Raw genomic sequence first — 25,744 nt, forward strand, 5'->3', positions numbered from 1 at the left:
CGCGTCCCCATGCTGTCCCCTTGCGGGCATCCGCGCGCGAAACCCCAGTCCGGGGCGGAGGGCGCCGCCCGTTTCTGCGTCCGGCCCGGGCCCGCCCGCCCGTAGCGCCAAGGAGCCCGAGTGTTGGCGATCACCCGCGACGATGTCCTGAAGATCCTGTCGGCCGTCACCATCGATGCCGGGGGCACCACCCTGCCCGCGTCCGGGCGCCTGTCGCAGGTGGTCGTCGATCCGACGGGCCGGGTGATGTTTTCGATCCTCATCGATCCGAGCGAGGCCGAGCGCTTCGAACCGATCCGCCGCCAAGCCGAGGGCGCGATCCTGGCAACGCCGGGCGTCTCGGGCGTGTTCGCCAGCCTGACCTCGGAGCGCGGCCCCAATCACTCGGCGCAAGGCCCGCATCCGGCGCAAGGCCCGCACCCGGCGCAAGGTCAGGCCGCGCCGCAGCCGCCCGCCCCCGGTCGGCCCCCCGCCCCGCAGCCGCCCCGCACCGGGCCGGCCCTGCCGGGGGTCCGCCACATCGTCGCCGTGGCCTCGGGCAAGGGCGGCGTCGGCAAGTCCACCACCGCCTGCAACCTCGCCCTCGCGCTCTCCGCCCAGGGCCTCAAGGTCGGGCTGCTCGATGCCGACATCTACGGCCCATCGGTGCCGAAGCTGTTCGGCCTGTCGGGCAAGCCCAAGGTGATCGAGGAGCGTCTGCTCGCTCCCATGGAGGGCTACGGCATCAAGGTGATGTCCATCGGCTTCCTCATCGAGGCCGAGACGGCGATGATCTGGCGCGGACCCATGGTCCAGTCGGCCATCACCCAGATGCTGCGCGAGGTCGCCTGGGGCGATCTCGACATCCTCGTGGTCGACATGCCGCCCGGCACCGGCGACGCTCAGCTGACCATGGCGCAGGCGACGCCGCTGTCCGGCGCCGTCATCGTCTCGACCCCGCAGGATCTCGCCCTCATCGATGCCCGGCGCGGCGTCACCATGTTCCGCAAGGTCGCCGTGCCGATCCTCGGCGTCATCGAAAACATGGCGACCTTCGTCTGCCCGAATTGCGGCCACGCCTCGCACATCTTCGGCCATGGCGGCGCCCGCGACGAGGCCGCCCGCCTCGACGTGCCGTTCCTCGGCGAGGTGCCCCTGGACATGACGATCCGCGAGAGCTCGGATGCCGGCCGGCCCGTGGTGGCCGTCGATCCCGACGGGCCGCACGCCAAGGTCTATCGCGCCATCGCCGCCAAGCTTTGGGCGAACCTCAACGGCGCCTCGGCCCCCCGCGCGGCCCCCCGCATCGTCATCGAATGAGGCCCGATCCCGGCGCCGTGCTGGGCGTCGTCCTGGCCGGCGGCCTGTCCCGGCGCATGGGCGGGGGCGACAAGGCCCTGCGCACCCTTTGCGGCCGAACCCTCCTCGACCGGGTGGTGGAGCGGTTCGCGCCCCAATGCGCGGCCGGGCTGATCCTCAACGCCAACGGCGATCCCGCCCGGTTTTTGGAGTTCTCCGGTCCGGTCGTGCCCGACGGCGTGCCGGGCAACCCCGGCCCCCTGGCGGGAATCCTCGCCGCCCTCGATCACGCCGCCCGCCTGCATCCGGGGGTGGGTCACGTGGCGAGCGTCACCGGCGACGCGCCGTTCCTGCCGGTCGATCTCGTCGCCCGCCTGTCGGCGGCCTTGGGCGACGCGTCCATCACTAGCGCCCCGATCGCCGGTTCCCCCATCGCGATGGCGGCCTCGAACGGGCGGGAGCATTTCACCGTGGCGCTCTGGCCCGTCGCCCTGCGGGCGGCGCTTCACGACGCCCTCGTGGTCCGGGCGGAACGCCGGGTCGGCGCCTTTCTGCGCGCCCACGGCGCCGTCCCGGTGGACTGGCCGGCCGAGCCCCTCGATCCGTTCTGGAACATCAACACGCCGGAGGATCTGGCGGCGGCGGAGGCGCGCTTGTCGGATCGGCCGTCGATCTAGGGCCGCCGCCAGCGCGGATACAGCACGCCGATGGCAAGCCCCGTCATGACGAGGGCGGCGGCGCCGATCTTCCAGGCCGGCAGGGGCTCGCCGAGCCAGAGGGCGGAGGCGCCCATGCCGAAGATCGGGACCAGCAGGGCCATGGGGGTGATCAGGGCGGCGGGGTGCCGCGCCAGGAGCCAGCCCCACACGGCGTAGCCGAACAGGGCGTTGCCGACGGATTGCCACAGCACGGCGGCCCAGGTGGCGGCATCGGCCCGCACAAGGCCATCCCGGATGGCGTCCCAGCCTTCGAGGACGAGGGAGAGGGCAAGCAGCGGCGGCGCCGAGAACAGGCCGCCCCAGATCACGTAGGGCAGCATGTTGCGCACCCCGCTCGCCCGCGCCACCATGTTGCCGCCGGCCCAGCTCAGGCCCGCGAGGATCACGAGGCCGAGGCCCAGCGGCGTGGTGGTAGCGTCGGTGTGGCCGGCGATGACCCCGATGCCGGCGACGGCGAGGGCCAGGGCGGCCCATTGGTAGCCGCGCACCCGCTCGCCGGTCAGCCAGATGGACAGGCCGATGGTGAAGAACACCTGCACCTGCACCACCAGGGAGGCGAGACCCGGCGCGATCTCGCTCTGCAGGGCGATGAACAGCAGGCCGAATTGCCCGGCGCCGATGAGCAGGCCGTAGGCGGCGAGATTCTTCAAGGACGCCGTGGGCCGGGCCACGAGGAACACGCCCGGCAGGGCGGCGAGCACGAAGCGCAGGCCGGCGAACAGCAGGGGCGGCAGGTGATCGAGCCCGATGCGGATGACCACGAAGTTCGTGCCCCACACCGCCACGACGGCGAGGGCCAGCAGCAGGTCGCGCGGGGGAAGCGTGGCGGCGTGCATGATCGACTCGCTTCCGACGCGCCGGAATACCCGGACGGCGCGCGACTCCGAAACGCGAAGGAGGGCCCGCACGCCTGGCGCGCGGACCCTCCCCGATGCGGAACCCGTCGGGTTCAGGCGGCCGAGACGGTCGCCTTGACGATCTTGTCGGGGGAGCGCGGCGGCTCGCCCTTGTTGAGGGTGTCGACGATGTCCATGCCCTCCGTCACCTTGCCCCAGACGGTGTACTGCTTGTCGAGGAAGCGGGCGTCGCCGAAGCAGATGAAGAATTGCGAATTGGCCGAGTGCGGGAAGTTGGTGCGGGCCATGGAGCAGGTGCCGCGCACGTGCGGCTCGGCGTTGAACTCGGCATTGAGGTCCGGGAGGTCCGAGCCGCCCGAGCCCGTGCCCGTGGGATCGCCGGTCTGGGCCATGAAGCCGTCGATGACGCGGTGGAACGGCACGCCGTCGTAGAAGCCCTGGGCCGCGAGGGTCTTGAGGCGCTCGACGTGGTTGGGGGCGAGGTCGGGGCGGAGCCCGATGACGACGCGGCCCTTGGTGGTCTCGAGGGTGAGGGTCTCGGTGTCTGCCATGGGTCTAGATTCCTTGTCCTCTGGGTCCGTGATGGATGAAGCGGAGCGCGATGGGGCGCCCCGCGATGGCCGCCCCGAGGGCGGCCGTGACCCGCGCGGGCGTGCAGCGCCGGATCGCCGAAACGGCGGCCTCCGCCAGCAGGGCACGCGCCCGCCCGTCGCCAGCTTCCGTCGCGAAGGTGACGCGCGGGGTTCCGATGACCGATCCGTCCCGGCGAAGGGCGAACCGGGCGGTGATCTCCGTGCGCTCGAAGCGGGCGAGGCCTTCCGGCACGATCCAGCAGGCGGCGAGCGCGGGATAGAGATCCTTGAGGGTGTCGAGGCGCTTGCCGTCGGGGGCCTGCGCCATTCCGTTTTCGGTCGTGCCCGTCTCGGTCGTGCCGTTCCGGGACGGGACTTGCACGGTGCCCCGCAGGGTCTCGGGCAGGGTGAGCGGGCCCGTCGAGGGCGCCGATTCCGCCCCGACAGTGCCGAGCGGCAGCGCGAACGCGAGGCTACAGAACCCCCAGGCCCGGCCGACGCCCGCCATGCCCCGCGCCCCCCGGATTACTTCGCGCCCTGGGCCAACTGCATCTTCACGATCTTGTCGGGATCCTGCACGGCGCCGCCGGCGGCACCGGGGGCCGCCTTCTTGATCTTGTCGACGGCGTCCATGCCGGACGAGACGAGACCCACGACGGTGTACTGGCCGTTGAGGAACGGCGCATCGCCGAGGCAGATGAAGAACTGCGAATTGGCCGAATTCGGCTCGGACGAACGCGCCATGCCGAGGGTGCCGCGGCGGAACGGGGTCTGCGAGAACTCGGCCGGGATGTTGGGCAGGCTCGAACCGCCGGTGCCGTTGCCCTTCGGGTCGCCGGTCTGGGCCATGAAGCCGTCCATGACGCGGTGGAACTTGAGGCCGTTGTAGAAGCCCTGCTTGATCAGGGTCTTGATCTGCGCGACGTGTTTCGGCGCCAGATCCGGGCGCAGCTCGATGGTGACGCGACCGTCCTTGGTGTCGAGGAACACGGTGTTCTCGTCCGCCGCCAGCGCCGCGGGCGCCGTGCCGAGGAGGGCGGCGACGGCCAGGAGGGCGATCCGGCGATTGATTCCGAAGTTCATGAGCGGGTGTTCTCTCTTCAGGCGAAACAGGATCAGGATCCGGCGAAACGTCGTGCCAGGCGCTCGGCCACCAGGGCCGGTACGAAGGGCGAGACGTCGCCGCCCATGGCGGCGATCTGGCGGACCAGGGTCGCGGTGATGGGGCGGACGCCGGTGGAGGCCGGCAGAAACACCGTCTGGACTTCCGGCGCCATCGCGCCGTTCATGCCGGCGAGCTGCATCTCGTAGTCGAGGTCGGTGCCGTCGCGCAGGCCCCGGATGAACAGGGTGGCGCCGTGGCGCCGGGCGGCGGTGACGGCGAGGTCGTCGAAGGCGACGATATCCAGGCGCGCATTCTCCGCCTCCGCCAGCGGCGTGCAGGTGTCGCGCAGGAGGTCGGCCCGCTCTTCGGCGGTGAACATCGGGGCCTTGCCCGGATGCACCCCGATGGCGATGACGAGGTGCTGCACGAGCCGGCACGCCTGACGAATCACGTCGAGGTGTCCGTTGGTGACCGGGTCGAAGGAGCCGGCGTAGAGCGCGGTGCGGATCATCGCGGCCCGGGGTAGAGCATTTTTCGCCCGAACGGAACCGGGGCCCGGTCGATCGGTGGGCGAGGCCGTCCAAGCGGGTGCGGTTCAACCGGATCGGCCGTGACCAAGACCTCGTCGGATGTTCGCGAACCGCCGATGGATGTCGGATGGCTATCGGGTGCGACCCGGTCGCGGATCAGCCTATTGCCCCATGCCGGTGCGCCGGTCTCGCATGCGAACGGCATGACCAGGCCGCCGCATTCGTCCTCGCGGACGTTCCAACGCGCGGAATCGACTGCCGAGGGTGCGAATCCGCACGATCGTCTATACCTCGTGGTGTGAATGTTAACCCAACGCATGCGAGCGGTCGAAGCGCGGCCAGCACCCGGAGAGCCGCAGGAGAGTCGTGGACGGCGGACCCCGGTTTCGCCGCCCGCGGGCCGTCCCACCGCCGCCGAGTCGCTCCATGCGCAACGATCCCCTGCTGTTCAGCCTGCCCCGTTGGCGCGTCACGCGGTGGCTGACCGATGCGGGGCGCGACGTTCCGGACGAGATCCGCGCCGCCCTCATCGCGAGCCTGTTCGGCACGCTTCCGATCTTCGCCGGGGGCGTCCTGAACACCCTGACGGTGTCGATGCTGGTCGCCGTCCGGATCCCGCAGCCGCAGTTCGTGGTCTGGTGCGTTCTCGAATGCGTCATCTGCCTCGTGCGGCTCGTCGTGTTGGTTCAGGCCCGGCGGGCGGCGGCCAGGGGGGGCGAAACCCCCACGGACCTCTACATCCTCTTCGGCCTCGCCTGGGCGGCGAGCGTCGGCTACGGCACCCTGATCAGCCTCACCAGCGGGGATTGGGTGGTGGCGACCCTCGCGTGCCTCTCGGCCGCCGCCATGGTCGGCGGCATCTCGTTCCGCAACTTCGGCGCGCCCCGCCTCGCCGGCGCGATGATCGTGCTGACCCTCGGCTCGTGCTGCCTCGGCGCGCCGTTCACCGGCGAGCCGGTCCTGCTGATCACCTTCCTGCAGATTCCGTTCTATCTCGCCAGCATGAGTGCGGCCGGCTTCCGGCTCAACAAGATGCTGGTCGCCACCATGCGGGCCGAACGCGAGAACGCGTTCCGGGCGCAGCACGACAGCCTGACGGGGTTGGCGAACCGGTTTGGCCTCGCGGACGCCATGGCGGGGCGGCAGGATCGCCCGACGGCCCTGTTCTACCTCGACCTCGACGGGTTCAAGGCCGTCAACGACACCTACGGCCACGGCATGGGCGACCAGCTCCTGCAAGCCGTCGCCGATCGCCTGCGACAGGCGGTGGGACCGCACGACGTCATCGCGCGGCTCGGCGGCGACGAGTTCGTGGTCCTCGCCGATGCGCTCGCCCCGGAGGCGCTGATCACGTTCGGCGAGCGGCTCGCGGCGCGCATCTCGGTACCGTACGGCCTCGGGCGCGACCGCACGGCGACCATCGGAGTCAGCATCGGCATCGCCGCGTCGCCCCAGGACGGCACCGGTCTCGCGAGCCTGGTCTCCGCCGCCGACGCGGCGCTCTACGAGGCGAAGGCGCGGGGCAAGGCCCGCTGCACCCTCGCCTCCCCGCGCAGGGCGGCCTGAGCCCACACCGACGTCCGCCTTCCTGCCCCCGAGGCCGCATCCCCGCCATCCCGACGGGTCCCGAACCCGTCGCGGGCCCCCGTCGCCGTGACGACGGGGGCCGGGCGATCACAGTGCGGCTTCGCCCGTGATCTCGCCGGGGGCGTCGCCCGCCTCGTCCTCGCCCTCGATGTGCTCCACCGAGACCACGCGCTCGGTCTTCTCGGTGTTGAACACCGTGACGCCCTGCGAGGCGCGCCCGACGATGCGGATGTCGTCCACGGGCACGCGGATGAGCTGGCCCGCATCGGTGACCAGCATGATCTGGTCCGAGGGCTGCACCGGGAAGGAGGCCACCAGGGTGCCGTTGCGGGCGTTGACCCGCATGGCCGTGATGCCTTTGCCGCCGCGTCCGGAGGTACGGTACTCGAACGACGAGCTACGCTTGCCGAAGCCGCGCTCGGACAGTGTCAGCACGAACTGCTCGTGGGCGCCCATCTCGTTGTAGCGCTCGAGGGAGATCGCACTCGCCTCCTGGACGCCTTCTTCTGCCTCCGTGCTCGCCTCTTCGCCTTCCGTGCCGTCGCCGATGACGGCCCGGCGCATCTTGAGGTAGCCGGCTCGCTCCTCGGGGCTGGCCTCGAAGGAGTTGAGGATCGTCATGGAGATGACGCGATCGTCTTTGGCGAGGCTGATGCCGCGCACGCCGGTGGAATCGCGCCCCTTGAACACGCGGACATCCTCCACGGGGAAGCGGATGCACTGCCCGTCCTTGGAGGTAAGGAGCACGTTCTGGTCGGCCCGGCAGATCTCCACGTGGACGATGTGGTCGCCCTCATCGAGCTTCATGGCGATCTTGCCGGCGCGGTTCACCTGCACGAAGTCCGAGAGCTTGTTGCGCCGCACCCCGCCGCTGGCGGTGGCGAACATCACGTCGAGGGTCTCCCACGACGCCTCGTCCTCGGGCAGCGGCATGATGGTGGTGATGCGCTCGGTACCCGCATCCATCGCGAGGATGTTGACGAGGGCCTTGCCGCGGGCGTTCGGCGCCGCCATGGGCAGGCGCCAGACCTTTTCCTTGTACACCTGACCCATGTTCGAGAAGAACAGGATCGGCGTGTGGGTGTTGGCGACGAACAGGCGGGTGACGAAATCTTCGTCGCGGGTCGCCATCCCTGAGCGTCCCTTGCCGCCCCGACGCTGGGCCCGGTAGGTCGAGAGCGGCACGCGCTTGACGTAGCCCGCATGGGACACGGTCACCACCATGTCCTCGCGCTGGATCAGGTCCTCGTCCTCGACGTTGGAATCCCAGTCGAGGATCACCGTCCGGCGCGGCGTGGCGAAGGATTCGCGGACTTCCGCCAGCTCGTCCTTGACGATGCACATGATGCGCGGGCGCGAGCGCAGGATGTCGAGGTAGTCGGCGATCTCGTCGGCGAGCTTCTGCAACTCGTCGCCGATCTCGTCGCGGCCGAGCGCCGTGAGGCGCTGCAGGCGCAGGTCGAGGATGGCGCGGGCCTGCACGTCGGACAGGCGGTAGCTGTCGTCGTCGTTGATGCGATGGCGCGGGTCGTCCACCAGCGCGATGAGGGGCGCGATGTCCTTGGCCGGCCAGTCGCGGCCCATGAGGGCCTCGCGGGCGGAGTTCGGATCGGGCGAGGTCCGGATGAGGCGGATCACCTCGTCGATGTTGGCGACCGCGATGGCGAGGCCGCACAACACATGTGCGCGCTCGCGGGCCTTGTTGAGCAGGAACTTGGTCCGCCGGGACACAACCTCTTCGCGAAAGTCCACGAAGGCCTGAAGCAGGTCCTTGAGGTTCATCAGCTCGGGGCGGCCGCCGTTGAGGGCGACCATGTTGCAGCCGAACGACGATTGCAGGGGCGTGAACCGGTAGAGCTGGTTCAGCACCACGTCCGCCATGGCATCGCGCTTGATCTCGACGACGATGCGCATGCCGTCGCGGTCGGATTCGTCGCGCAGATCCGAGATGCCCTCGACGCGCTTCTCCTTCACCAGCTCGGCGATCTTCTCCATCAAGGTCGCCTTGTTCACCTGATACGGAATCTCGGTGAAGATCAGCGCCTCGCGCTCCTTGCGCAGCTCCTCGACGTGGGACTTGGCCCGCATGATGATGGAGCCGCGCCCCGTGGCGTAGGCCTGGCGCGTGCCGGCCCGGCCGAGGATCGAGCCGCCGGTGGGAAAGTCGGGGCCGGGGACGATCTCGGTCAGTCCCTCGATGGACAGGCCCGGATCGTCGATGAGGGCGACGCAGGCGTCGATGAGTTCCCCGAGGTTGTGCGGCGGGATGTTGGTGGCCATGCCTACCGCGATGCCGCCGGCGCCGTTGGCGAGCAGGTTCGGGAAGCGGGCGGGAAGAACCGTCGGCTCTTCACGCGACTCGTCGTAGTTCGGCTGGAAATCGACGGTGTTCTTGTCGATATCGGCCAGGAGCGCGTTGGCGGGCTTGGCGAGACGCGATTCGGTGTAGCGCATGGCCGCCGGCGGATCGCCGTCGACGGAGCCGAAATTGCCCTGCCCGTCGATGAGCATGAGCCGCATCGAGAAGTCCTGCGCCATGCGCACCAAGGCGTCGTAGATCGATTGGTCGCCGTGCGGGTGATAGAGACCGATGACGTCGCCGACGATGCGGGCCGACTTGACGTACTTGCGCTCGGGCAAGTGCCCGCTCTCGTAGGCCGAGTACAGGATGCGCCGGTGCACGGGCTTGAGCCCGTCGCGGGCATCGGGCAGCGCCCGGCTCACGATCACGCTCATGGCGTAATCGAGATAGGACCGGCGCATCTCGTCGACGATGGATACGGGCTTGATGTCGGAGGCGGGGGGCGCTCCGGCGCCGGGAATGTCGTTCTCTGCCAAGGTCTTCGTTCTCTGCCTGCGGGGCGCCCGGAACTCGGGGCGTCGGGTAGCGACGGCCCCTCACGGGGGAAATTTCGACGCGGGGATCGCGCTGGTTCGCATGGGCGAACGGAGCGACGTCGCCCCCTCCCGTTCCGTATAGACGATCTGCGTGCCCGTCGCCACAGACCGGCGCATCCCGCACCGGGAAAGGCGTGGATCAGCAACGGTTTGTCCCTTCCGATCCTGCAACGGATCCGGCACGCGGCAAAGGTACGTGTTTGCCCCGACTCTACGGACCGGCAAGCTCGCGCGTTGCTGGCCATCCGGCATTTGAGCTCCAGGCCACGTCGCGAATCCGTCACGGCGAGAGACGAACATCACCGCGCCTGCCGCATGCAAGCCGGCCGGGCGGCGGAGCCTTTCCGTGCAGCCGCTGCTTCACACAATGGAAAATTGTTTGCGGCATAAGGCGTTCGGCAAGCAGGAACGGCACGGATGGACGAGAGCAAACGACGAATCGTGGCCATGCGGGTTGTTTGGGCGCTCATCGCCACGCTGTCGTGCCTGCAAATCACCGCCTTCGCCGTCCTCGGTCTCATCGTTCCCTGGCGAGATATCCTGCTCATCGCTGTCGGAAGCGGTATTCTCCTCGCCGCTTCCTTCGTCTACGTACGTCTTCGGCCCGACGAACGGCTCGCCCGGCTGCTGCGAGCGGCCGTCGAGCTGTTCCTGCTGACTTACCTATGCGGTGGACTGTCCTATGCGGGGGCGAGCCTCGGGCGGCCTCTCTGGGATGAGACCTTGCTGGCCTGGGACCATGCCCTCGGATTCGATTGGGCGGCATGGCTCGCATTCGTCGATGGCCGGCCCGTCCTCGCCCAAACCCTCGCCGCGGCTTACGCGACGTTGCTGCCGCAAACGGTCTTGGTCATGTTGGCACTCGTCACGGCCCGTCGCTACCGCGCCCTCGATACCTTCATCGTCGCCTACGGACTCGCTGCCTTCGCGACGATTGTCGTCGCGGCAATCATGCCGGCCGTAAGCCCCCTCGCACTCCTGAATCTCGATCCCGCCGCCTACCCGAACACCGATCTGGTTACCCCGACGGAAGTCGCGCGCCAAGTCGTGGCCCTGCGTACGGGGCACCTCAACCTCGTCGCGCTATCGGGCGCTCAGGGGCTCGTGGCCTTCCCGAGCTTCCATACAGCTGGCGCGTTGCTGCTGGCGGCCGCTTGGCGGCACGTCCCGTTTCTCCGTTGGCCCGGTCTCGCCCTCAACGCTGTCATGCTGCTCTCCGTCCTGAGCGTCGGGACACACTATCTGGTCGATCTGCTCGGCGGGCTCGTGGTGGCCGTGGGTTCCTGGTTCTCTGTCCGTGCCATCCTGGCTGTGACGACTACCAGGGTAGGCGGACCGAACAGGGTCGTCATCAGACCTGATTCCCCAACCGAGGAGCCGTTGTTTTCATAAAGATTTCCTGGGAGCGATCGCGACGGGTGGACGACGTGGTCGTCCCATCTCCGGAATGGCGTTGAATCGAAAGGGCGCGGCCCCGTCCGGCGCCGCGCCCTCTTCGTAAAAGACCTAGAACGGGATGTCGTCGTCGAGGTCGTAGTTCGGCTTGGAGCCGCCACCGCCGCTCGACGGAGCCGGGCGGCGGTCGCCGCCGCCGGAGGGACGAGCGCCGCCGGAGGCGCGGCCACCGCCGCCACCGCCGCCGTAATCTCCGCCGCCACCGCCGTAATCGCCGCCGCGGCTGATCTGGCCGCCGCCCTCCTCGTCGGCGCCCATCTCGCCGCCGGCGCCGCCGGAGCGGCCGTCCAGCAGGGTGAGTTCACCGCGGAAGCGCTGCAGCACCACCTCGGTGGTGTACTTCTCGACGCCGGACTGGTCGGCCCACTTGCGGGTCTGGAGCTGGCCCTCGATGTAGACCTTGGAGCCCTTGCGCAGGTACTGCTCGGCGACGCGGGCGAGGTTCTCGTTGTAGATCACCACCGCGTGCCACTCGGTCTTTTCCTTGCGCTCGCCCGACATCTTGTCCTTCCAGGACTCCGATGTGGCGATGCGCAGGTTGACCACGGGATCGCCGGAAGCGAGGCGTCGCGTCTCGGGATCGCGCCCGAGATTGCCCACCAGAATCACCTTGTTCACGCTGCCGGCCATGCCGCTCTCTCCTCTCGATCGATCTCACCGCGCGCCGAAGCGCTGCCCGGCCCGGTGACGGGCCGAACCGCACTCGACGCCGCCTGTCATGGGCCGTCCCGAAGGCCCCGGCAATCATCGCGGGCGGGTTGTCCCCGTGACTCACGGGGGTTCCGCCGCGTCACTGATGTTCTACATTCGTTCTCAAGCGTCGGCAAGATTCGGAGGGGCCGACTCAGGCAATTCGCACCAGCAGCTTACCGAAGTTGCGGCCCTTCAGAAGTCCCGCGAAGGCGGTCGGGGCGTTCTCCAGGCCATCGACGATGTCCTCCCGGTGAACGATGCTCCCCTCGCGGAGCCAGCCGCCGACCTCGCGCAGGAACTCGGCCTCCTGATCGGCGAAGTCCCAGACGATGAAGCCCTGGAGGTGCAGCCGCTTCGACAGCACCGCCCGCATGAGGAGCGGGATGCGGTCGGGGCCGGGCGGCAGGTCCGTGGCGCTGTAGCCCGAGACGAGGCCGCAGACGGGAATGCGCGCGAAGGTGTTGAGCAAGGGCAGCACCGCGTCGAACACCGCGCCGCCGACATTCTCGAAATACACGTCGATGCCGTCCGGGCATGCCGCCGCGAGGGCGTCGGGAAAGTCATCGGCGCGGTGGTCGAGCGCCGCGTCGAAGCCGAGAACGTCGCGCAGGTAGGCGCATTTCTCGGGACCTCCGGCGATGCCGACGGCGCGCGCGCCCCTGCGCTTGGCGATCTGTCCGACGAGGGAGCCGACGGGCCCCGTGGCGGCGGCCACCACAACGGTCTCGCCGGGCTTCGGGGCGCCGATGTTGAGGAGGCCCGTATAGGCGGTCATGCCCGGCATGCCGAGAACGCCGAGCGCGGTGCTCACGGGCGCCGCGGCGGGGTCGAGCTTGCGCAGGCCCCTGCCGTCCGAGGTGGTGAAATCCTGCCAGCCGCCGAAGCCCACCACGGTCTCGCCGACGGAAAAATCGGGATGGTGCGAGGCGACCACCTCCGCCACCGTGGCGCCCACCATGGTGTCGCCGATGGCCACCGGCTCGGCGTAGGATTTGGCCGCGCTCATGCGCCCGCGCATGTACGGATCGAGGGACAGGATGCGGTTGGCAAGCAGCACCTCGCCGTCGCGCGGCGTCGGCACCCGGCCCTCCTCCAGGCGGAAATGGCTCTCGTTCGGCTCGCCGTGCGGACGGGCGGCCAGGACGATGCGGCGGTTGACGGTGCCGGCGGTCGGGTTCGTCGCTTGGGTCATGGGCAATCTCCGATCGTGAACGCTGTCCCGAGGTTCGGCAGATGGGGCCCCGGGCGGGGAAGGCAAATCGGGTCCTCGCGCGTTGACGGACGTGCAGGTACGGACGTGCAGACGAGGAACGCGCGATGGTTCGGGGGCTGTTGCTGATGGGAATGGTGCTGATGGGCGGCGGGGCGAGGGCGGCCGAGAATCCCCTTGCGGCTCATTACTGGAAGGCCCGCGTGGTGGTGATGTCGGCCCCCGGGCCGGACGATCCGCACCTGATGCGCCAGCGCGCGCTCCTGGCGGCGGTGCCGGACGGGGTGCGCGACCGCGATCTCGTGGTTCTGGAGGCGGTCGGCACCACCGCCGAAGCGCGGGGCCTGCGCGCGCGCCTCGGCCTTCCCGATGCCTCGTTCCGGGTGGTGCTCGTCGGCAAGGACGGGGGGACGAAGCTCGACAGCGCGACGCCGCTGCCCGCCGAGACCCTGTTCGCCACCATCGACGCCATGCCGATGCGGCGGGACGAGATGGGGCGCTGAAACGAAGAAGGGGACTGCCCGCAGGCAGCCCCCCCTGAGTCGCGACCGGGTCTCTGTGGTCAGTAGCAGCGTTCGACCAGCACCCGGCGGTAGCCGTAGGGTGTCCAGCGCACGCGCGGGACCGTGTAGCAGCCGCCGCCGTAGCCGACGTCATAAGCACCGTAGCCCACCGGGGCGTATCCGCCACCGTAGCCGTAGCCGTAACCCGGGCCGTAGCCGCCGTAGAGACCGCCCGCCGCGAGGCCGAGGCCCACACCGAGGCCAAGGCCCCCGAGCCCGTAGCCGTAGCCGCGTCCGAACCCGCGACCGCCGTAGAAGCCGCCGCGATGCCCGTAGAACCCGCCGCGATAACCGCCGAAGCCACCGCGGTAGCCGCCGAAACCGACGCCGCGATACCCACCGAACCCGCCCCGGAAGCCACCGCCTCCGAAACCGCCGCGGAAGCCACCGCCGCCGAAACCGCCACCGTGGAACCCGCCGCCGTGGAAGCCGCGCGCCTCCGCCGTCGCCGGGATCATCGCGAGGGCGCCGATCATCGCCGCCGAGGCCAGAACAACTCGTTTCATCTCACACTCTCCGAGAGATACCGTTGCGTCCCCCAACGGCACAGGAACGCGGAACGCCCTGCAACGGTTCAGCGAGCGATCCGTTTTGCCGCAATCGTGAAGGCGCACGCCCCGCCTGGCCAATCGGCGCGCCGGGCGACTTGAAAACCGTGCCGCTTTCGGGCGAGGAAGCGCGTCCCGGCTCTCCTCCCGGCCGCAAGGGTTTCGCGATGCACGGTCTCGCCCTTCAGGATGCCGCCGTCCGGACGCGGCGATGGCTCGCCCCGGCACTCGCCGCATTCCTGGCCTGCACGGCTCCGGTCTCCGCCGCCCCTGCCCCCGCTTCGACCCCCGCCGCCGCACCGTGCAGGCCGGTCCAGGCCGAGGGCGAGACCTACACGGTCTGCACCGTCGATCTGCGCCGCGAGAAGGTTCGGCTGTTCTGGCGCGGCGCCGACGGCCAGCCCTACTCGTCGCTCTCGACCCTCGGCGACAGACAGGGCCCGTCCCTGCGCTTCGCCATGAATGCCGGCATGTACGACAAGGATCAGGCCCCGGTCGGCCTCTACGTCGAGGAGGGGCGCGAGCTGAAGGGCGTGTCCACCGCCAATGGCCCGGGCAACTTCCACCTCAAGCCCAACGGCATCTTCTACGTGAAGGGTGACCGCGCCGGCGTCCTCGACACCACCCGCTATCTGCGCGTCAACCCGAAGCCCGATTTCGCCACGCAATCGGGGCCGATGCTGGTGGTGGACGGCCACATCCACCCCAAGATCTCCAGCGACGGGCCGAGTCAGAAGATCCGCAACGGCGTCGGCGTGCGGGACGACGGCCGCACTGCCGTGTTCGCCATCTCCGAGCGCCCCGTGAGCTTCGGCGCCTTCGCGCGCCTGTTCAAGGATGCGCTCGGCTGCCGCAACGCCCTGTTTCTCGACGGCAGCGTGTCGAGCCTCTACGCGCCGTCCATGAACCGCTCCGACCTCAGTCGGCCCCTCGGGCCGATGGTCGGTGCCGTGACGCGGTAGGCGGGCGGAGACGCGATCCGTCGTGCCGAGCCTCGCCGCCCACGCCCTCGCGCTGCTCATCCGTCTCACGGGCGGTCGGCGCAAGTTCGCCCGTGCCGACGTGACGCCGCGGGAATTCCTCGGTCCCGATCCGAAGCCCGCCCTCCCCCCGCGCACCCTGCGCCGCCGCCTCGACGTCGGGCAGACGCTGCAGGACGGCCACGCCGTCTACACCGTCATGCCGCGCGGGCGGGCGCCGTCCTGCACGGTGATCTACTTCCACGGCGGCGCCTACGCTGCGCCGATCACCCGAATTCATTGGTGGTTCGTCGCCCGCCTCGCCGAGCGCCTCGGAGTGCGGGTGGTGGTACCGCTCTATCCCCTCGCGCCCGCCCACACCTGCGCCGAGACGATCCCGTTCGCCCTCGCACTCTACCGCAACCTGGTCGCCGGTGACCCTATGGGCCGGGTGATCGTCATGGGGGATTCGGCCGGCGGCGGCCTGGCCCTGGCGCTAGCCCAGCAGGCGGTGGCGGCGGGCCTGCCCGCGCCGGGCGGCCTCGTCCTCATCTCACCATGGCTCGACGTCACCCTGAGCGATCCGGAGCAGGCCGCGATCGAACCCCGCGACGTGATGCTGATGCGCCCCGGCGCCCGCGCGGCCGGCCGCTGGTACGCCGGCGCCCTGCCCGTCACCGACCCCCGCGTCAGCCCGCTCTTCGGCTCCTTTGCGGGCGTGCCGCCGATCCTGATGTTCTGCGGCGGTCACGACATCCTCGTCACCGATGCCCGCCGCCTCGCCGCACGCACGGGCTGCGAGGTGATCTATCACGAGGAGCCCGGGTTGATGCACGTGTACCCGATCCTCAGCGTTCTGCCGGAGGCGCGGGCGGCGCAGGATTGGATCGCCGGCTTCGTCGAGCGGGTGCTGTGGGATTGAGCGCCGGCCGGGTCCAGTCGGCCTCAGGCTTCTCTCTCGGCCACGGCGAGCCGCACCTGGAGGAACGCGCTGATCTTCTTCAGGTAGGAGGCGAGCCCCTGCTCCCGAAGTTCGGCGTCGACGGCCCGGGCTTCGGCGTCGACGGCCCGGGTCTCGGCCTCCCGCGCCGCCACCTGGGCTTCCCGCCGCCCGAGTTCGGCTTCCCGCAGGCGCAGGTTCGCCCGCGCCAGGGCCTGCTCGGCGTCCCGCATCTGCCGCTCGACGGCCGCCTTGTCCTCGCGCACCTTGCGCAATTCGGTCTCGACCTGTGCCCGTTCGAGGTTCGTCAGCCGGATCAGATCGTGGGCCTGGGCCGTGATGTAGTCCGCCCGCTCACGCAGGGCCTGCATGGATTCGACGGCCTGCTCGACCAGGCGCAGGGTTCTGGCCCCGTCGCACTCGGCCTCTTGCGCGGGCTCGTAGAGGACCAGCGCATGGGACACACGTCGGCCGCCGACGGGGAACGGCTGGGAATGCGGTGCGGGTTCGATCAGCCGCGAGGAGGACGCCATGGCACGGGCTACGCGACGGACGAGCGTTGAACGTCGGGCTGCGCGGATTCCGACGACGCCCGGGTGAATCCGCTGACCACCGCCTCGTGAAGCCGGTTCAGCCACTCCTCGGCCTCTTTCGCCCGACCTTCGGCGAGCTCGGCGCGCGCCTCCGTGGCGGCGATCTTCTGCTCGAGGAAGCGCTCGCGCTCGATGGCCTGCGTCACGGTGCGCTGCAGTTCGAGTTCCAGCTCCGTCGCACGCTCCTCGCTGATGCGGATCGCCGTGGTCGCCTCGTGGATGAGGTCGAGGGTCGACGACCAGTTGCGCTTGTCCGGCTTCGCCACCTCGTCCATCGGTACTGCCTCGTGGGTCGGATGCGACGGGATGAAGTTCTGCGGGACCACGTCCTGAACCAGGACGGGAATGCTCTCCGCCCGTCCCCGCATGAGCCAGGCGGCGGCAGCGGCGGACGAGGTCTCTCGGTCGCGCAGGGCGTTCTCGGTCATCGTCCGCTTTCCACCGAATGTCGTGTCGTTGTCCGCCGCACGGTGACGGCACCGATCGTTCCGATTCGCAGGGGGGTCAGGTCGACTTCTCGACCGGCATGAACGGCCGGACGTTGTTCGCTTCCTGCGGTGCCGCCGGCGCCGTCTCGGCCCGTGATCCCGTTTCGTCCGCCCCATACGAACGCGTCGCGCGCTTCAGCATGTCGTGCTGTTTCTGAAGGGAGACGCGGCTTTCGCGAGCGATGTCGAGGGCCCCCTGCGCCATCTTGCGCTCGGAGCGCTCGTGCTGGAGTTCCTCGACGAGGCGGTGATTGACGGTCTCGAAATCCGCACGCTCGGCTTCCTGGCGATGCACGAGCTGCTCGATGCGCTCCATGAGGCTGGCGACCCGACCGGTCGCCTGATCGAGGGCCGCGTCCTTCGCCGCGATAGCCTTGGCGAACATCTCGCACCGGTGATCGAGTTCGGAGCGCAGGCGCTGCATCTCCAGGAAGCGCTCGGTCTGTCGCGCGAGGTCGGCCTGCGTACTCTCCAGGCGGCGCTCCAGGGTCAGCCGCTCGATGGACGATTCCTTGAGACCCCGCTCCGCCACCCGGCCGGCCTCGTCACGGTCGCGCAATTGATTGCGGACCTGCTGAAGCATCTGGTCCGTGGTTCCGAGGCGGCTCGTGGCGGCTTCGAGCCGCATCGCCAGGGTGGTGCGCTCGGTCCGGTGGGCGGCGATCTCGGTCTCGTACTGGACATCGGCCTTCTGCGCCGCCGCGACGGCATTCGACAGCTGCTGTTCGAGGTTTCGAAGCCCCATCCGGGACAGTTCGAGCTGCGTTTCGGAGTCCTGGGCGCGAACCGCGAGCTCCTCGATGCGAACGACTTGGTTCTCGCTCAGGGCCTGCAGGCGCTGATTGTCCTGCTCCAGCAGGCTGCGCGTCTCGCGGATATCCTGAAGTTCGCTCTCGGAACGGGCCAGTGCCTGATCGAGAGCCTTCGCCTCGCTCCGCAGGGCCTTGCTTTCACCCTGGAGCGCCCGGGTCTGCTCGGTTTCTGCATGGAGTTGCCGCTCGAGATTCTCGGCGACGAGCGTCTTGTCGCGCAAGCCGACGCGCAATTCCTCGCCCGTCGTATCCCGGTCCCGCAGGCTGGCCTCGAGGTGCTGCAACTGGATGGTGGCCGCGGAGAAGTTGTTGGTGACATCGACGAGCCGTTCCGCCCTGTCGGCCAACTCGCGCCGCATCCCGGAGGTGTTCGCCTGTTCGAGGGCGAGAAGCGCTTCGATCTCGGAGATTCGAATCTTCGCCTTGGGCAGTTCATCCGTGATCTCGATGATCGGCTCGAGGATCGAGGCGAAATCGTCCTTCAGGGACCGGAGATCTTCGAGGCGGTCCGACATCTCGGAAATCCGGAACCGAATGATTTCCGATTTCTGTCCGACGGAGTCGATGGAAAAATCTTTATCGTTCTTCATCAGAAAAGGGATGGGCTGAGCCGATCGCTGCGAAGTCTCGTGCGAGGCGTCCTCGACATCCTCTATCTCGGAATCGCTGGCGCTACGAAAATCGATGCTTCTGCCATCGTTCTTCAAAGCTTTGGATTTTCCAAAGAGCGACCAGTTCATTTTCGATGGTCCGTCGTCATGTCTGTGTGCAGATGCATACAACTCGAAGGTGCCGTCAACGTGATATCGGCGTTCGAATTAACGAAATTTTTAGGTGTGTCCTCAGAGCCGACAGCTCACTTCGCGTGTGTCCCTCATCACGGAACATCACGAAAAATTGTTGGCGATACTTCCGACCGGCGATGAACTGTTTCGACTCAGCGCGCCACGGATCTGTCGAGGGGGGAGCTCGCGAGGTGAAAGCTCGGCGTCGGGTGCGTGGCCGGAGCGGGGCGCCCACGACGAAGGCATAGTGCCACCCTCACATGGCTGGCTGCAGGGCGCGGGAGGACTGGTCTGCCACGCGCGAACGCCTTTCGTTCCGAACGTATGACGAACGCTTCCCAGGAATTCGGTTTGGTCGCGGCAACGGACGCCCGTTGCCTGCGCGTTTCAAAATCGCTTGCCGTCGTTCCAATCCTCGATCCTGACGGCGGACCACCCAAATTCGGTCGGTCGCTTGCGGACTGCGCCCCCGAGGACGTACCAGAGGAGACGCGGGCCTCGGCTCGAACGCCCCGCCTGTGCGCCGGCGCGCGGTTTTCTGCCTACGACGAGGACGGTCTCTTCACGCGACCGACGAGCGCGGCCCGGTCCCTGACCGGTGCCATCGCGTTTCTCCTGCGCGGCCGTCTTGCAAAACCGATCCGCCGAAACCCGGCTCACGCCCGCTTGGCGCGCTTGCCGAACGCCACCGCCAACCGCGTCCGCGCCCGTTCGGGAATCTCGGTCTGCGACTCGATTCGCACCATCGGCATCTCCGCACCGATGAGGCTTTTCGGGTCGAAGGTGAACTGCAGGGAGCGCAGGCCGATCTCCAAGGCTTCGACGCCGTCCGCCTGGGTCAGGTCCTCGCCGAAGATCTCGATGAGGGGACCGTCGGGGTCGCCCTTCTCGATCTGGATGATGAAGTAGCCCGCCGGCTCCTCCTCGTCGTCGGCGCCGGAGATGAGGCAGATGCCGTTCTCCTCGTCGTAGCGGACGCGCTGGACCGAGAAGGTGGTGATGTCGTCGTCCATGCTCAGCGTTGTCCGTGACGGGTCTCGTGGAACAGGTCTTTGTACTGGCGCGGCTGGGAGCGCCAATATTGCTTGGGCGCCCGCACCTTCGCGCCGAGTTCGGCCGCCGCGTGCCAGGGCCAGCGCGGGTTGTAGAGCAACGCGCGGGCGAGCGAGACGGCGTCGGCCTGGCCCGCGGCGAGGATCGATTCGGCGTGGGCCGCTTCGGTGATCAGGCCGACCGCGATGGTGGTCAGCCCGGTCTCGGCCTTGATCCGCTCGGCGAACGGCACCTGATAGCCGGCCGACAGGGGGATCTTCTGCTCCGTCGAGAGGCCGCCCGTGGAGACGTGTATGGCGGCCGCACCCCGGCGCTTGAGGGCGTGGGTGAGTTCCACGGTCTCCTCCACGGTCCAGCCGCCCTCGACCCAGTCGGTGGCCGAGACGCGCATCCACACGGGTTTGCCCGCCGGCACGGCGTCGCGCACGGCCTCGAAGCATTCCAGTGGAAACCGCATCCGGTTGGCCAGATCGCCGCCGTACTGGTCGGTCCGCCGGTTCGATAGGGGCGAGAGGAACTGGTGCAGCAGGTAGCCGTGCGCCCCGTGCAGCTCGAACCCGTCGATCCCGAGCCTGAGCGCGCGCCGCGCGGTGGCGACGAAGCCGTCGCGGATGCGCTTCAGCCCCTCCGCATCGAGGGCGTGTGGCGGCACCTCGTCGGCGCCGTGGGCCACCGCCGAGGGTGCTTCCGTACGCCAGCCGTCGGGGGCGTCCGGTGCGATCTGGGCGCCGCCGTCCCAGGGGGCGTGGCTCGAGGCCTTGCGGCCGGCGTGGTTGATCTGGATCGCCAGGGGGATCGGCGCGGAGGCCCGGATGGAATCGAGGACGCGTCCCAGCGCCAGTTCCGTCGCATCGGAGTAGAGGCCGAGGTCGGTCGGCGAGATCCTCGCCTCGGGGGAGATTGCCGTCGCCTCCAGGGTCAGGAGCCCGGCGCCGGACTGCGCCATCTGCCCCAGATGCATGAGGTGCCAGTCGCCCGCCTGACCGGCATGGGCCGAGTACTGGCACATGGGCGCCACGATGATGCGGTTCTCGATTTCTAGGTCATCGAGGCGCAGGGGCTCGAACAGGCGGACGGTCATGCGTGGCTCTCCCGGGCGGTCCCGTGCTTTTGGCCGAACCCCGCGGCGCCCGCTAGGGTTCCGCGCCCGGGAGGGGCCCGTATCCCCCGGGGCATCTGCCCGTCAGGGTGTCTGCCCGTCGGACACCAAGCCACGCTCCCGAAGGCTCGCGTCGATCTCGTCGAGGGTGCCGGCGTCGTCGATGGTCGGCGGCAGGGTCCAGGGTTCGCCGTCGGCGATGCGCTTCATGGTGCCGCGCAGGATTTTTCCGGAGCGCGTCTTGGGGAGGCGCGCGACCGTCAACGCCAGCTTGAAGGCGGCGACGGGGCCTATGCGCTCGCGCACCAGGGCGACGAGCTCCGTCTCGATGACACCGGGGTCGCGGTCGACGCCGGATTTCAGCACCACGAAGCCGCAGGGCTGCTCGCCCTTCAGGGCGTCGCGGATGCCGATGACGGCGCATTCGGCCACATCGGGGTGCGCGGCCAGCACCGCCTCCATCCCGCCCGTGGACAGGCGGTGGCCGGCGACGTTGATGATGTCGTCCGTGCGCCCCAGCACCGTGACGTAGCCGTCGGCATCGACCACGCCCGCGTCCGAGGTGTCGTACCAGCCCGGATAGGTGGTGAGGTAGCTCGTGCGGAAGCGGTCGTCCGCTCCCCACAGGGTCGGCAGGCAGCCGGGCGGCAGGGGGAGCTTCAGCGCGATGGTGCCCATGGTGCCCTCCGGCACCGGACGTCCCGCCTCGTCAAGCACGGCGAGGTCGTAGCCCGGCATCGGCACGCAGGCGCTGCCGTGCTTGACCGGCAGCAGGCCGACACCCAGCGGATTGCCCGCGATGGCCCAGCCCGTCTCCGTCTGCCACCAATGGTCGATGACGGGGCGATCGAGCGCCCGCTCGGCCCAGGCGACGGAATCCGGGTCGGCCCGCTCGCCGGCGAGGAACAGGCTGCGGAAGCGGGAGAGGTCGTAGTCCCGCACGCGCTCGGCCCGCGGATCGTCCTTCTTGATCGCCCGGAGGGCCGTGGGCGCCGTGAACAGGCAGGCGGCGCCGTATTCCGACACCACCCGCCACAGGGCGCCGGCATCGGGGGTGCCGACGGGCTTGCCCTCGTACAGGATCGTGGTGCAGCCGTGCAGCAGCGGGCCGTAGACGATGTAGGAATGCCCCACCACCCAGCCGATGTCGGAGGCGCAGAAATAGGTCTCGCCGGGCGCCACGTCGTAGAGGTTGGGCATGGTCCAGGCCAGCGCCGTGCAGTAGCCGCCGGTGTCCCGCACCACGCCCTTCGGCTTGCCCGTCGTGCCCGAGGTGTAGAGGATGTAGAGCGGGTCCGTGGCCGCCACCGGCGTGCAGGCCGCCCGGAGACCCGCCGCCCTGGCGGTCGCGACGGCCTCGACCCAGTCCCGGTCGCGCCCCGGCACCAGGGTCGCCTCCGCTTGCGGGCGCTGCAGGATCAGGCAGGCATGCGGCGTGTGCGACGACGCCGCGATGGCGGCATCGAGCAGCGGCTTGTAGGCGACGACGCGGTTCGGCTCGATCCCGCACGAGGCCGCGAGCACCACCTTGGGCGTGGCGTCGGTGATGCGGATGGCGAGTTCGTTGGCGGCGAATCCCCCGAACACCACGGAATGGACGGCCCCGAGGCGGGCGCAGGCGAGCATACCGAACAGCGCTTCGGGCACCATCGGCATGTAGATCACCACACGGTCGCCGGGGCCCACCCCGCACGCGGCCAGGAGCCCGGCGAGGGTCGCCACCTCGTCGAGCAGGTCCGCGTACGTAATGGTGCGGCGGGTGCCGGTGACGGGCGAATCGTACCGGATCGCCGCCTGCGTGCCGCGACCGGCCGCGACGTGGCGGTCCACGGCGTTGTGGCAGGCGTTGAGGCGTCCGTCGGGGAACCAGCGGCCGCAGGCCCCGGCCGATGCGTCGAAGGCACGGGTCGGCGGGCTCGCCCAGTCGAGGGCCTGCGCCGCAGCGAGCCAGAACGCCTCGGGGTCGGCGAGGGAGGCGGCGTGGATCTCGGAATAGGCGGCGTTGCCGGGCCGGGCGTTGGCGGGGGCGTCCATCGAATCCTCCGGTCGTCGGACCGGTCGTGGTCGACGGCTTGAGCCGGACCTTATGCGGGACGGCGGGCTTCCCGCAAACGAGAACCGCCGCCCTGGAGACCAGGGGCGGCGGCGAACGCTCAGAGAAAAATTTGGGCCTGTACGGGCTCAATGCAGCGAATCGGTGTCGCTTCGAAGCCGGTTCATCTCGTCCTTGAGAAGGAGTTTCTTTCTCTTGAGTTCTGCGATGCGCAGGTCGTTCGCCGAGGGACTGTGCTTGGCGTCGTGGATCTCCCGCTCGAGGGCTTCGTGCTTCCGGGCGAGCTGGGTGAGGTGCGTCTGCAGTGACATGAGTGTCTTCTCCTGTCTCGTTTCGACGAATCGGAGACTGACATATGTGAAGCCGGCTGTCGAAGGCTATTGGCGGCCAGGCTTGCGGGTTTTTCCGGACCGGCCTCGGGCGTGGTTAACCGGCTCCTGTGAGACCTTGCCTGTGCAGGCCGCGCCGGGGGTTCTTGCCGTCGGCGGAGCGGTGCCGCATGGTCGGCGCACGGGAATCCCGGGGCTACAGGGTGCGATGGCGAGTGCGTTGAACGACGACGAACCGACGGCGTTCGCCGACGAGCTGGAGCGGCTCAAGCAGGAGCACCGCGACCTCGACGGCGCCATCGACGCCCTCGAACTGAGCGTCGCCGGCGACCAGCTCCAGATCCAGCGCCTCAAGAAGCGCAAGCTCTCCTTGCGCGACCGGATCTCCTACATCGAAGACCAGATCACGCCGGACATCATCGCCTGACCCAGGCCGGCCGGTTTCGCCGAACTGGCCTGCCCCCTGAAAAGAGGCTCTTCGCCGGGTTTGGTGGATCAGGCTGCGAGGAGGAACCGTTGGCGGAGGAGATCGAGGTTGGCGCGGCCGTACATGGCGCGCTTCAAGAGCTTGAGACGCGTGATCTGCCCTTCGGCCTGCCCACTGCTCCAAGGCAGCGTCAGCGCGGACCGAACAGCATCTCTATCCTGACCGAGGCTAGCAGCGAAGCTTTCGACGATCCGGACACCGCAGGTTTRCGCTTCGCCCAGCCATTGATCGAACGCCGTGACATCTGATTTTCCTGACGGCTGCYGGCCACAGCGGCTCCGGAMGATTCGGCAGAACCGGCGGCCGAGATCGACCACCTTGGCCGCCTCGGTATCCTGCAGGACGCGCGAGACGACCGCGGCCGCCTCAGGGCCGAGGTCTTCNGATTCGGCAGAACCGGCGGCCGAGATCGACCACCTTGGCCGCCTCGGTATCCTGCAGGACGCGCGAGACGACCGCGGCCGCCTCAGGGCCGAGGTCTTCGGGCTCCCGCAGGAGATACCAGGACAGCTGCTTGGATGAGGCCAGGGGTGATGCGGTGGAGGTCACAACACGGGTGTCGGTCGGTGCTGGCGACGACCGGATAGTCGTTCCAGCCGGGCCTGCGCGCCGCTCGGACAACYAGCGATGCACCTGCTTCGAGGTGCCGGCAAAGCCGATACCCTGAAGTTCGCGCCAAAGCTGCGCAGCGTTCTCGCAGCCCTCATCGAGGCGGCCATGCAGATGCCCGAGATAAGGATCGAGCATGCTCGGCTTCGGCTCGCGCATGCCGTTCCGGGGAAAGCTCGCGGCGAAGGCGTACTTGCGCACCGTGGCGCGGGCCAAGCCCGTCTCGCGATTGATGCGCCGAAGCGAGTGTCCTTCCGCATGGCGGCGACGCAAAGCTCGCGGCGAAGGCGTACTTGCGCACCGTGGCGCGGGCCAAGCCCGTCTCGCGATTGATGCGCCGAAGCGAGTGTCCTTCCGCATGGCGGCGACGGACGTCATCGTAGGCCGCTTTCCATCGGCTACGGGCCGCGGCCCGCGCCAGCATCTCGGACGGTGCGCGTGGGTAGGCCGTGATGCGCCGGATCGATGGCGATGACGGGGCCACGGCCGGTAACAGCTTCAGACGCGGATGGACGCGGGCGAGCCAGCGCTCGACCATCTGTCGGGTATTGAGCAGGAGGTGCCAGCGGTCTGCGACCTGAACGGCATCGGGCGCACCCATGGTGGTCCCACGCGCATATTCGGTCGAGCGGTCCCGTGCCACGACCTGGAGCCACGACCTGGATCTGTGGTTCGCGCCGGAGCCAGGCCGCCAGCGTCGAGGCCGAACGATCCGGCAGCAGGCCGATGGGACGGCGGCGTTCAAGGTCGACCAGGATGGTGCCATAGGTTCGGCCCTTGCGCAGGGCCCAGTCGTCGACCCCGACGATGACCGGCTTGGATCGGGTCGGCAGCGGCCATTTGCGGATGCCGCGCAGCAGCGTCGTGGCACTGGTGGGCATCGCCAGGTGCGGCAGCAGCCGGGCGGCGGGTGTGGCACCGAGCGCCAACGCGGTCCGAACCTGGGCCTCGGCCAGCCGGCAGGTTCTCTGAGCGTAGCGGTCGAGGAGACGAGGCAGGCGTTCGGCGAAGGTCCCACGCGCGCAAGCAGGATGGTGGCAGTAGAACCGGCGGATCGTCAGGGTCAGACGCACCTCCTGACCGCTCGTCGGCAGGTCGGCGGGACGCCGGTGATAGCGACTATGCACCGACCGGCTGACCGTACGACAGNCTCGACGAAACGCGCGTGCGTGCAGGGTCGTGGCAGTAAAAACGTCGGATCGTCAGGGTCAGACGCACCTCCTGACCGCTCGTCGGCAGGTCGGCGGGACGCCGGTGATAGCGACTATGCACCGACCGGCTGACCGTACGACAGCGTGGGCARCGGGCATGATCGCACTTCGCTTGAGCGGAAATGCGAAGGGCAGTGCTCTCCTCACGCGTGACGTGGAGAAGACGACAACCGGGGATGTGACAGAGAAGGGTCATGCCCTGATCTGAGAATCCCCGCCCGGTTCAGCCAGCAGCTACCTTCCGGCATCCCCCCACCAACCCAATCCACCAAACTTGGCAAAGAGCCNAGGGTCATGCCCTGATCTGAGAA

The 25,744-nt window shown here is 69.1% G+C and carries 25 protein-coding genes and 1 pseudogene; 8 read left to right on the forward strand and 18 right to left on the reverse strand.

All coding sequences use genetic code 11. The annotated features are described in order from the left end of the window. The first annotated feature begins 123 nt into the window (after positions 1-123). Positions 124-1,299 (forward strand): Mrp/NBP35 family ATP-binding protein, encoded by a 1,176-nt coding sequence (locus tag ASF25_RS16950; protein WP_056306036.1) that lies wholly within the window; start codon positions 124-126, stop codon positions 1,297-1,299. Beyond that, positions 1,296-1,955: a molybdenum cofactor guanylyltransferase MobA gene (gene mobA, locus ASF25_RS16955; RefSeq protein WP_056306039.1), complete on the forward strand. Its 660-nt coding sequence runs from the start codon at positions 1,296-1,298 to the stop codon at positions 1,953-1,955. The genes ASF25_RS16950 and mobA overlap by 4 nt, the downstream gene beginning before the upstream one ends. Here the strand turns inward: mobA and ASF25_RS16960 are convergent. From ASF25_RS16960 to coaD, 5 genes are all read right to left on the reverse strand, one after another. Continuing rightward, complete coding sequence (locus ASF25_RS16960) at positions 1,952-2,833, reverse strand: EamA family transporter (protein WP_056306040.1); 882 nt, start codon at positions 2,831-2,833, stop codon at positions 1,952-1,954. The genes mobA and ASF25_RS16960 overlap by 4 nt on opposite strands. Before the next feature lie 113 nt (positions 2,834-2,946). Then, on the reverse strand, positions 2,947-3,405 hold the full coding sequence (locus tag ASF25_RS16965) for a peptidylprolyl isomerase (protein ID WP_056173222.1): 459 nt from the start codon (positions 3,403-3,405) through the stop codon (positions 2,947-2,949). A gap of 4 nt (positions 3,406-3,409) precedes the next feature. Continuing rightward, positions 3,410-3,934, reverse strand: coding sequence for a hypothetical protein (locus tag ASF25_RS23765; RefSeq protein WP_244473071.1), 525 nt, complete (start codon positions 3,932-3,934; stop codon positions 3,410-3,412). Between the two features lie 17 nt (positions 3,935-3,951). Beyond that, entirely contained in the window at positions 3,952-4,497 is a 546-nt protein-coding gene (locus ASF25_RS16975) for a peptidylprolyl isomerase (protein WP_056174096.1), read from the reverse strand. A 44-nt stretch (positions 4,498-4,541) separates the two neighbouring features. Further along, positions 4,542-5,042 carry a pantetheine-phosphate adenylyltransferase gene (gene coaD, locus ASF25_RS16980; protein WP_056306042.1) on the reverse strand — a complete coding sequence of 167 codons (501 nt, stop codon included), beginning with the start codon at positions 5,040-5,042 and terminating at the stop codon, positions 4,542-4,544. A gap of 445 nt (positions 5,043-5,487) precedes the next feature. Here coaD and ASF25_RS16985 point away from each other — a divergent pair, with 445 nt between their 5' ends. Beyond that, positions 5,488-6,627 carry a GGDEF domain-containing protein gene (locus ASF25_RS16985; protein WP_056306044.1) on the forward strand — a complete coding sequence of 380 codons (1,140 nt, stop codon included), beginning with the start codon at positions 5,488-5,490 and terminating at the stop codon, positions 6,625-6,627. 108 nt (positions 6,628-6,735) lie between these two features. On the opposite strand, the gene gyrA is transcribed toward ASF25_RS16985, so the two are convergent. Continuing rightward, on the reverse strand, positions 6,736-9,486 hold the full coding sequence (gene gyrA, locus ASF25_RS16990) for a DNA gyrase subunit A (RefSeq protein WP_056306047.1): 2,751 nt from the start codon (positions 9,484-9,486) through the stop codon (positions 6,736-6,738). 477 nt (positions 9,487-9,963) lie between these two features. Here gyrA and ASF25_RS16995 point away from each other — a divergent pair, with 477 nt between their 5' ends. Then, positions 9,964-10,938 carry a phosphatase PAP2 family protein gene (locus ASF25_RS16995; protein WP_056306049.1) on the forward strand — a complete coding sequence of 325 codons (975 nt, stop codon included), beginning with the start codon at positions 9,964-9,966 and terminating at the stop codon, positions 10,936-10,938. A 114-nt stretch (positions 10,939-11,052) separates the two neighbouring features. On the opposite strand, the gene ssb is transcribed toward ASF25_RS16995, so the two are convergent. Next, positions 11,053-11,631, reverse strand: coding sequence for a single-stranded DNA-binding protein (gene ssb, locus ASF25_RS17000; protein WP_056261039.1), 579 nt, complete (start codon positions 11,629-11,631; stop codon positions 11,053-11,055). 214 nt (positions 11,632-11,845) lie between these two features. Then, positions 11,846-12,886, reverse strand: a complete 1,041-nt coding sequence (locus tag ASF25_RS17005; RefSeq protein WP_056306051.1) for an NADP-dependent oxidoreductase — start codon at positions 12,884-12,886, stop codon at positions 11,846-11,848. A 125-nt stretch (positions 12,887-13,011) separates the two neighbouring features. On the opposite strand from ASF25_RS17005, the gene ASF25_RS17010 reads away from it, so the two are divergent. Continuing rightward, positions 13,012-13,407, forward strand: coding sequence for a DUF4174 domain-containing protein (locus tag ASF25_RS17010; RefSeq protein ID WP_056306053.1), 396 nt, complete (start codon positions 13,012-13,014; stop codon positions 13,405-13,407). Between the two features lie 59 nt (positions 13,408-13,466). Here the strand turns inward: ASF25_RS17010 and ASF25_RS17015 are convergent, their stop codons facing one another. Beyond that, a complete protein-coding gene (locus ASF25_RS17015; RefSeq protein WP_056306054.1) occupies positions 13,467-13,973 on the reverse strand; it encodes a hypothetical protein in 507 nt (168 codons plus the stop codon). Positions 13,974-14,182: 209 nt separating this feature from the next. Between ASF25_RS17015 and ASF25_RS17020 the strand changes: the two genes are divergently transcribed. Continuing rightward, positions 14,183-14,977, forward strand: a complete 795-nt coding sequence (locus ASF25_RS17020; RefSeq protein ID WP_082483478.1) for a phosphodiester glycosidase family protein — start codon at positions 14,183-14,185, stop codon at positions 14,975-14,977. Between the two features lie 22 nt (positions 14,978-14,999). Next, positions 15,000-15,896: an alpha/beta hydrolase fold domain-containing protein gene (locus tag ASF25_RS17025; RefSeq protein ID WP_056306056.1), complete on the forward strand. Its 897-nt coding sequence runs from the start codon at positions 15,000-15,002 to the stop codon at positions 15,894-15,896. Between the two features lie 23 nt (positions 15,897-15,919). Here the strand turns inward: ASF25_RS17025 and ASF25_RS17030 are convergent, their stop codons facing one another. From ASF25_RS17030 to ASF25_RS17060, 7 genes are all read right to left on the reverse strand, one after another. Then, entirely contained in the window at positions 15,920-16,447 is a 528-nt protein-coding gene (locus tag ASF25_RS17030) for a hypothetical protein (protein WP_056173190.1), read from the reverse strand. An 8-nt stretch (positions 16,448-16,455) separates the two neighbouring features. Continuing rightward, positions 16,456-16,935 carry a hypothetical protein gene (locus ASF25_RS17035; RefSeq protein ID WP_056306058.1) on the reverse strand — a complete coding sequence of 160 codons (480 nt, stop codon included), beginning with the start codon at positions 16,933-16,935 and terminating at the stop codon, positions 16,456-16,458. Positions 16,936-17,011: 76 nt separating this feature from the next. Then, positions 17,012-18,547 (reverse strand): chromosome partitioning protein ParA, encoded by a 1,536-nt coding sequence (locus tag ASF25_RS17040; protein ID WP_348271337.1) that lies wholly within the window; start codon positions 18,545-18,547, stop codon positions 17,012-17,014. Between the two features lie 701 nt (positions 18,548-19,248). Further along, positions 19,249-19,605 (reverse strand): hypothetical protein, encoded by a 357-nt coding sequence (locus ASF25_RS17045; RefSeq protein WP_056173181.1) that lies wholly within the window; start codon positions 19,603-19,605, stop codon positions 19,249-19,251. Between the two features lie 2 nt (positions 19,606-19,607). Beyond that, positions 19,608-20,726: an NADH:flavin oxidoreductase/NADH oxidase gene (locus ASF25_RS17050; protein ID WP_056173179.1), complete on the reverse strand. Its 1,119-nt coding sequence runs from the start codon at positions 20,724-20,726 to the stop codon at positions 19,608-19,610. A gap of 102 nt (positions 20,727-20,828) precedes the next feature. Then, positions 20,829-22,778 (reverse strand): propionyl-CoA synthetase, encoded by a 1,950-nt coding sequence (locus ASF25_RS17055; RefSeq protein WP_056306062.1) that lies wholly within the window; start codon positions 22,776-22,778, stop codon positions 20,829-20,831. 147 nt (positions 22,779-22,925) lie between these two features. Next, the gene (locus tag ASF25_RS17060; protein WP_056261054.1) at positions 22,926-23,108 is read right to left on the reverse strand and encodes a DUF465 domain-containing protein; all 183 of its coding nucleotides are present in this window, start codon (positions 23,106-23,108) and stop codon (positions 22,926-22,928) included. A 226-nt stretch (positions 23,109-23,334) separates the two neighbouring features. On the opposite strand from ASF25_RS17060, the gene ASF25_RS17065 reads away from it, so the two are divergent. Next, on the forward strand, positions 23,335-23,553 hold the full coding sequence (locus tag ASF25_RS17065) for a DUF465 domain-containing protein (RefSeq protein ID WP_056173172.1): 219 nt from the start codon (positions 23,335-23,337) through the stop codon (positions 23,551-23,553). 68 nt (positions 23,554-23,621) lie between these two features. Here ASF25_RS17065 and ASF25_RS23770 read toward each other — a convergent pair. Together ASF25_RS23770 and ASF25_RS23110 are read right to left on the reverse strand one after the other, a co-directional pair. Continuing rightward, a partial coding sequence (locus tag ASF25_RS23770; RefSeq protein WP_244473072.1) for a transposase occupies positions 23,622-23,996 on the reverse strand: 375 nt, incomplete at its 5' end. 100 nt (positions 23,997-24,096) lie between these two features. Then, positions 24,097-25,371: pseudogene (locus tag ASF25_RS23110) on the reverse strand (ISL3 family transposase); the annotation flags it as partial. Between the last annotated feature and the right edge of the window lie 373 nt (positions 25,372-25,744).

Origin of the sequence: Methylobacterium sp. Leaf100 (assembly GCF_001422845.1) — a bacterium.
In the GTDB taxonomy this organism is placed as follows: domain Bacteria; phylum Pseudomonadota; class Alphaproteobacteria; order Rhizobiales; family Beijerinckiaceae; genus Methylobacterium.